The sequence below is a fragment of the Pedobacter sp. MR2016-24 genome (assembly GCF_026239655.1).
Taxonomy (GTDB): Bacteria; Bacteroidota; Bacteroidia; order Sphingobacteriales; family Sphingobacteriaceae; genus Pedobacter.
Genome location: NZ_JAPIVO010000003.1, coordinates 676,840 through 689,933 on the forward strand (window position 1 = coordinate 676,840; position 13,094 = coordinate 689,933).

Genomic DNA, 13,094 nt, shown 5'->3' on the forward strand with positions numbered 1-13,094 from the left:
TATTATTCAAGAATGAGTCACCCGATGTCCTTTTTAAGCAATGAGCAGCTGTTAGCAGTTTTCAACTTAACAAAAACTGCTACAGCCATACACGTAACTGAAGATGCTATTATACAAACTGCTAATGATGCGATGCTCCGGGTCTGGGATAAAGACAGGAGCGTTATCGGTAAATCTCTGGCAGACGCACTTCCCGAACTAAAAGGACAACCCTTCATAGAAATGTTTAAAAGGGTATGGAATGAGGGGCTCACCATTGCCGGACAAGATACGCCTGCAGATCTCAACATAGATGGTCAGATTACTACTGTTTATTTCGACTTCGAATACCGTGCAATAAAGGATGAAGACGGAAAAACCATCTGCATTTTACATACTGCAACGGATGTAACTGACCGTTTCATGGGCAAGGAAGCGTTGATCAGGATGAGGGAAAAGGAAGAAGCCCTGGAAAGAGAGCAGGCATTAAACGAAGAGCTTGCTGCTTCAAATGAAGAACTTGCTGCCATCAATGAGGAATACCTGCAAATCCAGGAAAGTCTCAGTCAACTCAACGAAGAACTGGAGAAAAGAATAGAAATACGGACACAGGATCTTGCAGACGGACTTAAAAGGGAGCTGGCTTTAAATGAGTCGCAACTAAGACTGAATGATGAACTGTCTGCTATTAATGAAGAGATGACGGCTTCCAATGAAGAGTTGCTGTCTACAAACGAGGAACTGGCTGCAGTTCAGGACAGACTCAATAGAAAAATATATTTGCTGGCAGAGAGCGAAAGCAGGTTCCGTTCATTAGTGGAACAATCGCCGGTAGCGATTGCGCTTTTTCATTCGTCTGATTTAATCATAGATATTGTTAACGATCAAATGCTCCAGATATGGAGTAAAACGGCCGATATTGAAGGTAAACCCCTGGCCGTTGCTATGCCTGAGTTAATAGGGCAGCCCTTCATCCCTATTCTAAAAGATATATTTACAACAGGTGAGACTTTTTTTGCCTACGAAAGTAAGGGTACCATTTTACGCAATGGTGAACCAACCGATGGCTATTTCAATTTCATCTGTCAGCCTGTGAAGGACGATGAGGGTGAGATAGTAAGTGTTTTACAAGTCGTTACCGAAGTAACAACACAGGTACAAGCCAGACTTGAAGTGCAAAAAGCAGAGGAAATGATACGTTTTGCTGTAGATGCAGCCAAACTGGGTGCATGGCATATCAATACTGAAACCAATGCATTAATTTACAATCCTACACTGGCCAACATATTTGGTTACGAAGGGGAAGAAAGTATGACTTATGAGCAGGCAATTGCGCAGGTTACGGAAGATTACCGTGATGTTATCAATGATGAAATACAAAAAGCAATTTCCGGAAGAGGAGATTATGATATTACCTATTCACAACGGAGATTTAATGATGGGGAACTGATCTGGCTGAGATCACTTGGAAAAGTCACAAAAGATGAAAGTGGAGGTTTTAGTACTTTCTCTGGTTTTGTAATGGACGTAACAGAGAGCAAAAAAGATGAAGAGCGGAAAAATGATTTTATCGGAATGGTAAGCCACGAGTTAAAAACCCCTCTCACATCTCTCAATGGCTACCTGCAGCTATTGCAAAGCAAAGCCAGAAAGTCGAACGACACTTTTACTTCCGGGGCACTGGAAATTGCAGGCAAACAGGTCAAAAAAATGACCAGTATGATCAATGGATTTCTGAATATATCACGATTGGAATCCGGAAAAATAATTTTAAACAAAAGTACCTTCAGACTGGATGAGTTGCTCAGAAGCACTTTAGATGAAGTTGTGGTGATGGATTCTGAACATAGCATCAACTTTACCAGGGTGGACGCAATTGAAATTTTTGCAGATTATGATAAGATCAGCAATGTGATATCCAACCTGCTCAGCAATGCAATAAAATACGCACCTAATCATAAAGACATCGAAGTAACTTGCCAGATAGTAGACCATGATGCACGGATTAGTGTGAGAGATGAAGGTATGGGTATCAATCCTGAGGATACAGAGAAGCTATTTGAACGCTATTACCGTGTAGAAAATAACCATACCATCTCCGGATTTGGTATAGGACTTTATCTGAGTGCAGAAATTATTGAGCGCCATAATGGAAAAATATGGGTAGAAAGTGAATTGGGTAAAGGGTCTACTTTTTACTTCAACCTTCCATTGGCTTAAATTTTTCGCTTTTGTTTTATCAGCAATGAACAGCTGTACAATGAATAAGCTGTTAGTCGACTGATGCGGTTACTTTCTCTTTAAATGTTTCAATATCTTCAGCATCAGCCTCGGGAATCTCATTTTCAATGAGCGCTTTAGGATCGTACTGCAAATTAATAAACATTGGGAAATGATCAGAACCACAGCTCTTCATTCTCTCAATATGGGTTAAACTGAAATCAGCAGAGCAAAAAACGTGATCCAGCGGAAACCTCAGGAAGAAGTACTTGGCATTAAAACTGTTAAAGAAACCCCTGCCTTTTCTGGGATCAAGCAGCTCGCTGATTTTAGAAAATAGTTCCGTGGTGTAACTCCAGGCCACATCATTCAGGTCGCCGATAACAATAACGGGAAACTCACTTTCCTTTGCTTTTTTCGCAACCAGCAAAATTTCTTTATCCCTCTCTGTAGATCTTGGGTTTTCCTGCGGAACAGGAGGACGCGGATGCAGACAAAAAAGCTTAATCAGTTCCCCGGAATCCAGTTTCACCTTCACTTCTATCGAAGGGATATCATCTTCTACTAAATACCTGACGCTACCGTCAACCAATTCCAGTTTAGCATACAACAACATACCATAGGTGTTCTCCAAAGGAACCTTGATCTGATACGGGTATATATCCCCTATGCTGTCCATTTTATCCTGCCACCACTGGTTTGTTTCCACCATCAGAATTAAATCAGGACTGCAGCGGGAAATCAGTTCATGATATTCTTCCTGCTGTCTGTTGTCCTGAAAAACATTGGCAATCAATAGTTTAATATTGCGGTCGCCCGCAGTTTTGACACTCTGAACAATCTGATTTTTAGCCAGTGCAGTAAAAGGAAATATCAGCCAGCACAGATAGATCAGGTTAATCAGGAGCAGACCAGATACGATATAGTCCTTTGCCTCAAACAGGGTATAGGTTGATAGATATAAAATAAGCACCACAAAATTGAGTGTGAGTTTCTGTAGTCTGGGATATTCAAAAACGCGGAAAATCCAAAAATCATGTCTGATAAAAGGGATAAGCGAAGCAATAATGATAAAGATTCCAAAGTAAAAAAGACAGTCCTGCAGCAGCTCCATTTTTAAGGCGATAAATATATAAGTGATAACATCAATTCAGATGATGCCTTTAACAATAATCAAACCACATTGCTGCTGATGTCGAAAAATCGATTGATCCCGAAACAGATTCACTGTAAAACTCAAAGGCTCACCTTCAAATGAAGATCAGCCTATAAGTTTTAGAGTAAATAAATCTGTATTAAATATTATCTTGGATTTTGGCCTATCGCAGAATAGGTAATTACCTCTTGTGGAATCAGTAAAGTATATCTGATATCATTCGCAGGTAATGTATGCACAATTCCGCCTCCCGGCCGTGAAATGTTTACCGCAAAACGGGAATCCTTATTTAATCTGCGAAGGTCTGTCCACCGCTGTCCACGCATCACTAATTCCTTACGTCTTTCCGTTAAAATAGTAGTTAAAGCAGCATCTGCTGTACTTACCGGCAAATCCACATAAGTGCCTGTTGTATATCGCGTACGCAGCAAGGTATTCAGATCGGCAATTGCCCCTGCTGCATTATTTGCGCGTGCAAAACATTCTGCCCTGATCAGGTACAATTCATCTACAGCCAGACCATTAAATAGCGTTGAACTCGAAGATGGTTCGTAATTACCCGTAAAGCGGAAAGAACCTTCATTCTGGCCGGAATTCGCTTTGTAAAAAAATGTTTTCCTCAGGTCGTTATTGGCATAAGACCCTACCAGGTTATTGTCTATTTTAGCAAAGCTGGATTCCGCAGAACCTGCCGCCAAAAGGGCGCTTGATTCTAAAATGGAGTGGAAGATCACTTCCTTATTGTAACGCGTAAAAGGAAAAGGATTCTCTTCATCGAAAGTGTTGAAATCAAGCAAATCGCTTTTCAATTCCAAAGCTGCTGAAGCATTCGTCAATGCATTCGGATAATCTTCCATAGACAGGTAAACCCGCGCCAGCATTGCCAGTGCGGCAATTTTTGTCGGCCTTGAAGGCAAATCCGCAGTCACATTCATCATCGACGACGCATCTTTCAAATCCTGAACAATACGGTCATATGTATCTTTTACTGTTCCCCTGCCGGGTGTTTCATTCACATCAGAAATCAACCGTATCGGCAAACCCGCATCCTGAGCAGCAGTAGCCCCATATGGTTTTGCATATAGCTGTGCAAGATTCCATAATGCATAAGCTCTTAAAAACAAAGCAGTCCCTTTCAGGTGAGTTAAAACTGCCGGATTTTCTTTTCCTTCCAGTTTCGCCAGTGCTTCCAGCACCAGGTTGGTATTGTAAATCTTGTTGTAAGACTTTACCCACTGCTGCCCGCCTGCACGGATTGCCTGAGGTTCCCAATTGTAAATACTTTTATCTTCGATACTGGTGTTACCATCATTATAAGTGAAATTATCAATATAATAATCTGCAGCAGAGGTCTCCCCATCCGAGGGATAATTCGCATTAAAAAGTGTATAGTTGTCCATGATCAGCTGGCAATCATTCGCAGTTTCAATTTGCGAAAGCAAGCTGCTTTTTTTGATATCCACAAATTTCTTGCAGGAAAGCAGCACCATGCAAAACAGTAGGGCGAGTATATATTTAGGTTTGTTCATGATGATCAGAATTAAAAGTTAGCGGAAAAACCAAGACTGTAAGTACGCGGATTCGGGTAGTCGAACACCTCAGGGTCTATACCCTGATCATTCGCTTTCCAGATGATCCCCAGATTGGTCACGTTAGCAAATACTCTCGGGTTCCTGATGAACCAGTTCTTTTTAGCAGAGAAAGAATAGGCAAGATTTACTTCTTGTAAGCGGATATGATCCCCTTTCAGTACATTGGTCTCTGAGAAGTAGTAAAATCTGTCCCTTGCCTGGTCGTTTGATGTATAAACTGCAGAAGGCACATTTGTGATCAGCTCATCACCCGCTTTCTGCCATCTCTGATTATATTCAGCCCCCTGTAAAGTTCCGTTACCCGAAAACAGACCAGAATAACTGACCACATTAGAGAGCGGCCTTCTGACAAAATAGCCAAGCTTATACATCATGTTTACAGAAGCAGAGAAAGCACCATAGGTAAAAGTGTTCCTCAATGAGCCATAGAATACCGGTACTGCAGAGCCAAAATAAACAGCGGATGACGTTGGGGCATTCTGGATTGCCCTGTAATTTGCACTACCCGCAGCATCATTGCTGATACTTACGATTTGTCCGTCCAGATAACCTCTTGGGTCGCCCGTAGCCGGATCTAAACCTGCCCATTTATAACCAAAAAACCTGGAAAGGTCATAGCCTTCGTTATATGATCCGGTACTGCCTGTTACTACGCCGTCCGCTGTATTTGTTGTTGAAGCAAAAAGTCTGGTCACCTTTACCCTGTTATAACTGAACAGGAAATTACTGTTCCATCTGAATTTGCCAGATTGCAGGTTCAATGAGTTCAAAGTAATATCAACACCATGTCCCCTCAGGTTACCGGTATTATATATAGCATTCGTATAACCGCTGCTCGGATCAAGCGAGCCGTTGGCCAGCAGATCTGATGTTTTCTTATTGTAATACTCTATACTTCCTGAAATACGGTTACCTCTCAGCCCGAAATCAAGCCCGAAGTTCCAGATACCTGTTTTTTCCGGTCTCAGGAGTGGATTGGAAACTGAACCGCTCGTTTCGGTTCTTGAGTAGGGCACGCCATTGTTTTCATAATCAATATAAGTAATGAGCGGACTCGCAAATACGAGGGGATTCACATTACCATTATAACCAAAAGTAGCTCTCAATTTAAGGACAGGTACTAAAGGCAAATTGTAAAATTGCTCATTATTGATGTTCCAGCTACCCCCAAAAGAGTAAAAAGGTGTACTTCTGTTATTGGTACCCTGACCAAATTCGCTGGACAAATCGCGGCGAACACTTGCTGATAAAGTATATTTTCTATCATAGGTATAAGCAGCATTGGAGTACCAGCTGTAAGTTCTGATTTTGGTATCCACAAATCCTGTATTCAATCGGGGTACATATTGAGAATTATACCCATTAAAATCCTGCTCAAAAAGGATGGGAATTAAAGTGGAATAGTTAATCAGCGTATTGGTCTGCAGCGTATTTTCATTATATCCATAGTAACCGTCCCCTTTTGCCAGGCTGTACGACTGCGCTACGTCAATACCCGCAATTGCCGATACCTGATGTTTTTCTTTCCAGGTATGGTCAAAGTTCAGCTGTCCGCGTAAAGCCTGGTTGCTGGAGGTAGTAAGATTTGTACTATATGATCCTCCAAGTGGTACGCCGCGAACAAAATCTGCCACGTCATTGCCGGTACGCGGATCCGTTGAATAGGGCGAAGTGGTAAAATAATTGATCAGGTTCCGCATGTAGAAGGAATTCTGTCTGTATAAAGTATTGTCCTCATCCCTGCCCGAGTTGTAGTTATAAGACAATTGAGCAGAAAGACCTTCAAAAAATTTGTAGTTTCCACTAAAGTTGAGGTTAATATTTTGTGATTTGATCTTGTTATACCCCTCATTGATATCCTCAAGTGGTTTATAACGCATGCTCAGCAATTTGTTCCCATAATTGCTTTCCAGCAGATCTACCAGACCAGAACGGTAGGTTTTGGTCAGCTCCAGCGGATTTCCCTGTTCATCCGCCAGGCGTGTATAGGGATAAAATGTAGCATTAGTTACCCCTGAAATCAGGTTTTCGGGTGCCTGATCATCATTATTCTGTACATTATAACTGATATTTCCCTGCAGTTCCAGATTTTTAACAGGCCTTACTGATGCACTGTAGTTCAATGCAATACGATCCAGACTCGAGTTTTTAGTGTTATTGACAGATTTATCGTATCCGGCTGATAAGCGGTAATTATACAATTGTGAACCGCCATCTACAGCGAGTGAGTAACTCTGGCGAACAGATTTCCGCATAAAGTATTTTTCGTAATCATTCCTGATATCGTTACCACGCAAAACATTCAGCTGTGTCTGCGCCTGACTCTCTGTAAGGGTATTTTTGTTTTTCCAGGCATCCATAATTTCTGCAACAGGAGAAAAAGGCTCCTGGTCAAATACAGACCCCAGGGTAATTTCAGGTAAAATTCTGTTATTCGCCGTAAACTGCTGCACCTGGGCATCTACAAAATCAGAGATGCTCATTGTTTTAATATAGGAATAATCGATCTTATCAGCAACATTCAAACTGCTGTTGAACGAAATCTGCGCCGGTCTGTTATAAGCTCCTTTTTTAGTTTTCACGACAATAACACCATTTGCGGCTCTGGAACCCCAGATTGACGCTGCCGCCGCATCTTTCAATACCGTGATGCTTTCCACATCATTCGGGTTTACTTTATCAATAGAATAAGGACTTGCTATACCGTCGATCACAACCAACACTTGCCCGCTGGCATTCTGACTGTTATAATTCAACGTGTTTTTTCCACGGATGGTAAGATCTGCCAGTGGCGAATTTTTAGAATTACGCTGACTGGAATTGACTGTTCTCAGGTCATTCCTGAAATCCATACTGGTGGTTATCCCTTCCAATCGTTTCAACAGATTGGGATCCGTGCTGTGCTGCAATTGCTCTTTGGTAATCACCTCAAATGATCCTGTTGCACGCTCTTTAGGCACGTCCTGGTATCCGGTAGAAACAATACTTACTTCCTGAATCATATTCAGTTCAGGCATCATGATGATCGAAATATCTTTATCACCCCTTATCGCTATCGTGTCTGTTCTGTAACCTACGTAAGAGACAATCAGATTACCTTCATTCGGTGCATTCTGTAAGAAAAACTTTCCCTCTGCATTAGTCAGTGTCCGCTGTTTTGTCGCCTCTATTCTTACAAAAGCTCCTGCCAGAGGTTCCCGCTTCTCATTGTAAACCTGCCCGGAAATATTTACGGAAGACATGTATGCTTTCAGCCGACCAAAAAGCGACTGATCTTCTTCTTTAATGATGATATTTTTGCCGTAAATAGTATAGGTTAAGGATTGTCCTTTCAAGATCTGATCCAGCACATCTTTCAGTTCCGCCGTTTTAATATTGATATCTACTGGTTTTGCTTTTTTCAACAGCTCCATTGTATACACAAAATCATAGTTACTTTGCGCCTGTATTTTAATGAACAGTTGTTTCAGTGTAGCCTTTTTTTCGGACAAAGTGATTTTCTGGGCGAAGCCTGCGGCGCTCACCTGCATCATAGTTGCTATTAATATAACGGTGGTTAAGCGCATAATTAACATGAATTTTTGGAGATGCCGATGAGGCATACCAATGTTCTTAGTATAATTTTTATACATTTGTTTGTCTGGTTAAGTTGATATGATGAGAAATTTATTGATGTAACCCGGATATTTTTGCCAGTTGTGTTGCAAGCACTTCTGGCATTTTTTTTAAAGGATTACAGCTGATTGAAGTAGAACTATTTAATCACGGTAATCCTCCTTCCTTCAACTTTAAAATGAACTTTATCTGTTAACTCAAGGGTTTTCAGTATCTCAGACACATAACCTGCCCTGCTTACCCTGCCACCAAAAGTAGCGTCAGGAACCTGTCCCTCATATACTACATCCACGTTATACCACCTGGCAATCTTGCGCATGATGGATTGTATACCTTCATCTTCAAAGATAAAATAGCCGTTTTTCCAGCCCATTGTTTCTTCTATATCGGCCTTAGCAATTGTAGTCCGGCCAGCGGTCAGTACCGCCTGCTCCCCTGGTTTAAGCAGTAAGTTTCCGATACGGATACTGCCTTCTAATAGAGTTGTTTTTTGCTCAGGTTCATCTTTATAACTGCTGATGTTAAAATGCGTACCCAGGACTTCTACCAGTTGTCCTTGTGTATTTACATGGAAAGGTTGTTTTTTGTTGCGGGCGACTTCAAAGTAGGCCTCCCCTCTCAGCAATACATCTCGTGTAGCGGCACCTGCGAAAGATGAAGGAAATACCAGTGATGAAGAAGCATTGAGCCACACTTTAGTTCCATCAGGCAGTATCACCTGATAAGTTCCGCCTTTGGGCGTATTCAAACTCAGCTCTTCCGAAGCCTCAATAGCAGATTGATCTACCACTGTTCCGTCACTATAAGTAAGCTTGCTCGTATTGATGACCACCCCTGCTTTAGTGGCGCTCAGGTCTACCCTTTTCCCATTTCCATAGGTCAGCACCGCCTTATTTCCTCCAGGAGCAATATCTGCCGGTGTATTTGCCAGTCGCTCGCCCTCCAGACCTTGTTTTCCTTTATATGTAATTAAATATAGCCCTATCGTCACTGCCACCAATACCGAAGCAGCCACAGCAATACGCGGCCATAAGCTGATCTTTTTCCTCAGCCCATACGCTTCCTCCAGGTTTGCCCATACCGTGTCTACCGCTTTCAGCCGCTCTTCCATAGACAGATTTTCTGCTGCTCCCGGTGCCTGATAACTAAGGTACCAGCTTTCCAGCAAAGCCTTTTCTTCCGGCGTAGCAGTTCCGGCTTCGTGTTTATCCAGTAATACTTTTACTTCTCTTATTTCCATAGGAACGCTGATAGGCTGGCTTTATAATTAGTAAGACAAGATATGACCTGTACAGGAGGTATAGATAAAATAAAAAAAATTAGTTTCTTTTTCTGCTGATCAGGATGAAGGCACCAAGCGCAATGATAAGTCCCGGTATAATCCCCAAAAGCACCATTTTCAGGGTCGAGATTTCCTTCCTTTTCAGTAGAACAGCATCGTCGGTATTGCGCGGGCGACTCACATCTATCGGGAATTCATCACCGCTGAACCACTTAAAGATACTCTTGACAAAATTCTTATTCGAACCCTTACCAGCTATCAAAGTAGCATTGCTCATAAAATCTGCATCACCGGAAACCAGAATGCGTTGTTCTTTGCCATTAATCCCTTTCATTAAAGTCAGCACTACAGGAAACACTCCTTTTTTATCACCGGCCAGCTCGTTATATTTCACCTCAGTAGAAGTCAGGTCCACAGTCCCCTGTTTGTTCCATCCCTGAGCCGGGCTCACCAGTAAACTATAAGCTTTAAAACCTGCGGTTTCATTATGTTTCAATGCTGAAGACGTGGGTGTAAAGACATGCATTCCTCCCTCCTGCGACTCTGCAAAGATCTGATCCGGCGTATAATCTTTTGATGATTTCACAAGCATCCCTTTCTCCATCTGTACACCCACATACTCCAGCACAGGATTAACCAGCGCTTGTCGCCCCGGCTCCCCTGTAACCATCATATCGCCCCCATCATTCAGATATCCCTTTATTTTCTGCTGTGCCAGCATTGTTAAGGGCGTAGTAGGATCAGCCAGTATCAGCACCGTAGCATCCTCAGGAATATCTTCCTTATCCAGATTAACATTCGCCACATCAAATCCCTGGTTAATTAACGCGGTCCGGTTTTTCCGGGCATTAGTAATCAGTTCATAATTCCTGTCCCCTTTTTTATCTGCACTGCGTTCATTGTTCCCTGTAATAAAAACCAGCTTAGGCACTTTTACGGTTAAACGCTTAATTGCCGCTGTGATTTCCGCTTCATCCGCAAACTGGTTCACCTCATTATAAAACCGTAGCCAGCTCTTTTTACCCTTATATTCCAGCACACGCACCAGGTTATTACTTTCAGGCGCCAGATTGATCCGTTTCCGTATTTCTGCAGGCGGTATAAACTGATCAAGATCCAGCCCCATATTATCCGCCACTTTCTCTGCGATCTGCTTTGTACTTAAACCAGTGAGATCTCCCTGGTAAACCATATTCGGATTGTTTTTAAGATCAGTTGCATCGTAATAATAAACATAATCCATTTTTAACCCGGGGATATAACGCTGATACTGCTCAAATTGCTTCAGATCACTGTTTCTTGATGCCGGTAGTCCCAGATATACATTCTGGTCCAGCAAGTTTACATAGGTAGTAATTTTAAGTTCTCCCTCTATTTTTTTAATCGCCTCCCTGCTTACCTTTGTTAGCGTTCGTGACTGCATAGCCGTCATGTCCTTGTAAGCTACCAAACCTGGTCGCGCGCTCACATAACCAATCAGCATCACCGCCAAAATCAGTACAGCATATTTACCCGCCTGGAAAGTCCGGCTTCTCGACTCTCGTCCTGCCTGCAGCCGGAAAATACACAAGCATAAAAACAGCATAATAATCAGTACGAAATAAAGCACATCCTTAGTTGTGATCAATCCATTTAACATATCATTCGCCCTTCCAGAAATTGAAAGGAAATAGGTGAGGTCGCGCACAAAATTGATATCCTGCCCCACCGTCCCTATAAACTGCAAAATACCGAATACGGCCAGCGTACTAATGGCTGCGACGACCTGGTAAGAGGTTAAACTAGACATAAACAGGCCTATTGCCGCATAAGTACAGGTAAGCAGAAAGATACCGCTGAGTCCGGATATGATCAGCATCACATCCGCATCCTTAATCACAGTAATTCCTACCAGTGCGTACAAAGCCAGCACTGCCATCATCAGTAATCCATAACCTACAATCGCCAGGTATTTTCCCAGGATAATCTCTGTAATCTTTACCGGCGACGACAGTAATAATTTAATTGATCCGCTGCTGATCTCGCGACTCATCAATCCCATCGTCAGCAAAGGAATATACAGGTAAATCGTTTGCTGCACCCTGTCAAACAGTCCATTCATTGCAGGAAAAAGGGTTAACGTTAAGTTGTCTACCTTGTTCCCCATCGCAATCACCTCCTGATAGGCCGAAATCATCCCTAAAAAAGCCATGCCATTCTGGATGATAAAGATAACCAGCACCAGCCAGGCTACGGGTGAATAAAAAAGAATGCTTAGTTCCAGTACAGCTATTTTAAATATTTTTCTCATGTTATAATTTCTTTTGTTTACCAGAAAGCTGAGCAAAAATCTCATCCAGTGAACTTTTCTCTAATAAAATCTCACTCAGCTGCCAATTATTCAGCACACTGCGCTCAATGATCTTTTTGGAGATCGTGGCAGAAGCAGCAAAGCGAAGTCTGATGCTGCCGTCATGTAATACCTCCGCTCCCGTAATTTCCGGGATGGCCATCAGCACATCCAGCTGTGGCGGATTGTCCATAAACAACAGCATGGAATTGGGCAGGATATAGTTATTGAATGCTTCCATCGTATCTGCAAATACCATCCTTCCGCCTTCTATCATCCGGATATCCTTGCACGTAGCCTGTACTTCGGATAAAATATGCGTAGAGAAAATAACTGCTCTTTCTTCTGCCACCTCCTTAATCAGCTCCCGCACGGCAAGGATCTGGTTCGGATCAAGCCCATTCGTTGGTTCATCCAGCACCACTAGTTTTGGTTTGTGTATAATCGCCTGTGCAATACCTACGCGTTGTTTATATCCGCCGGAAAGATTACTGATCAGCCTTTTGCTAAAATGTGTAATGCCGCATTTTTCCTTCACCGCTGTTACAGCATGTCTGATCTGTGCAGGTTTGATATCCCGGATGTTCGCACAATAGGTCAGGTATTCATCTACGGTTAGGTCAAGGTGCAAAGGAGCATTCTGTGGCAGGAAACCTAATAATCTTTTTGCCTTTTCAGGATGCTGACGCAGGTTAATACCGTCGATATACACCTGCCCCTCGGTCTGGTTTAATACGCCGCAAAGGATATTCATGGTGGTTGATTTCCCCGCACCATTGGAGCCCAGTAAACCTAATATACCTTTCTGCTCTATTTCAAAGTTAATATCACGGATGGCCCAGTCCCTGCTGTACCGGTGAGATAAATGTGCTATGCTTACAATGCTGTTCTTCAATTTCGTCTGGTTTTTGATTGATAACA

The 13,094-nt window shown here is 42.4% G+C and carries 7 protein-coding genes; 1 reads left to right on the top strand and 6 read right to left on the bottom strand.

Annotated elements, in window-relative coordinates:
* The first annotated feature begins 12 nt into the window (after nt 1–12).
* The gene (locus OQX62_RS10725) at nt 13–2,199 is read left to right on the top strand and encodes an ATP-binding protein (protein WP_265831524.1); all 2,187 of its coding nucleotides are present in this window, start codon (nt 13–15) and stop codon (nt 2,197–2,199) included.
* 52 nt (nt 2,200–2,251) lie between these two features.
* Here OQX62_RS10725 and OQX62_RS10730 read toward each other — a convergent pair whose 3' ends face one another.
* The 6 genes from OQX62_RS10730 to OQX62_RS10755 form a co-directional block, all read right to left on the bottom strand.
* Entirely contained in the window at nt 2,252–3,313 is a 1,062-nt protein-coding gene (locus OQX62_RS10730) for an endonuclease/exonuclease/phosphatase family protein (RefSeq protein WP_265831525.1), read from the bottom strand.
* Between the two features lie 188 nt (nt 3,314–3,501).
* Entirely contained in the window at nt 3,502–4,884 is a 1,383-nt protein-coding gene (locus OQX62_RS10735) for a RagB/SusD family nutrient uptake outer membrane protein (RefSeq protein WP_265831526.1), read from the bottom strand.
* An 11-nt stretch (nt 4,885–4,895) separates the two neighbouring features.
* Nucleotides 4,896–8,579: a SusC/RagA family TonB-linked outer membrane protein gene (locus tag OQX62_RS10740; RefSeq protein ID WP_265831527.1), complete on the bottom strand. Its 3,684-nt coding sequence runs from the start codon at nt 8,577–8,579 to the stop codon at nt 4,896–4,898.
* A gap of 122 nt (nt 8,580–8,701) precedes the next feature.
* Entirely contained in the window at nt 8,702–9,802 is a 1,101-nt protein-coding gene (locus OQX62_RS10745; protein ID WP_265831528.1) for a FecR family protein, read from the bottom strand.
* Nucleotides 9,803–9,881: 79 nt separating this feature from the next.
* Nucleotides 9,882–12,134: a Gldg family protein gene (locus OQX62_RS10750; protein WP_265831529.1), complete on the bottom strand. Its 2,253-nt coding sequence runs from the start codon at nt 12,132–12,134 to the stop codon at nt 9,882–9,884.
* A gap of 1 nt (nt 12,135) precedes the next feature.
* Nucleotides 12,136–13,068 (bottom strand): ABC transporter ATP-binding protein, encoded by a 933-nt coding sequence (locus OQX62_RS10755; RefSeq protein ID WP_265831530.1) that lies wholly within the window; start codon nt 13,066–13,068, stop codon nt 12,136–12,138.
* Between the last annotated feature and the right edge of the window lie 26 nt (nt 13,069–13,094).

What these genes read in the sequence shown, in the direction of transcription:
- OQX62_RS10750 (WP_265831529.1), bottom strand. Translation starts at nt 12,134, where the DNA reads ATGAGAAAAATATTTAAAATAGCTGTACTGGAACTAAGCATTCTTTTT.
- OQX62_RS10740 (WP_265831527.1), bottom strand. Translation starts at nt 8,579, where the DNA reads ATGTATAAAAATTATACTAAGAACATTGGTATGCCTCATCGGCATCTC.
- OQX62_RS10745 (WP_265831528.1), bottom strand. Translation starts at nt 9,802, where the DNA reads ATGGAAATAAGAGAAGTAAAAGTATTACTGGATAAACACGAAGCCGGA.
- OQX62_RS10725 (WP_265831524.1), top strand. Translation starts at nt 13, where the DNA reads ATGAGTCACCCGATGTCCTTTTTAAGCAATGAGCAGCTGTTAGCAGTT.
- OQX62_RS10735 (WP_265831526.1), bottom strand. Translation starts at nt 4,884, where the DNA reads ATGAACAAACCTAAATATATACTCGCCCTACTGTTTTGCATGGTGCTG.
- OQX62_RS10730 (WP_265831525.1), bottom strand. Translation starts at nt 3,313, where the DNA reads ATGGAGCTGCTGCAGGACTGTCTTTTTTACTTTGGAATCTTTATCATT.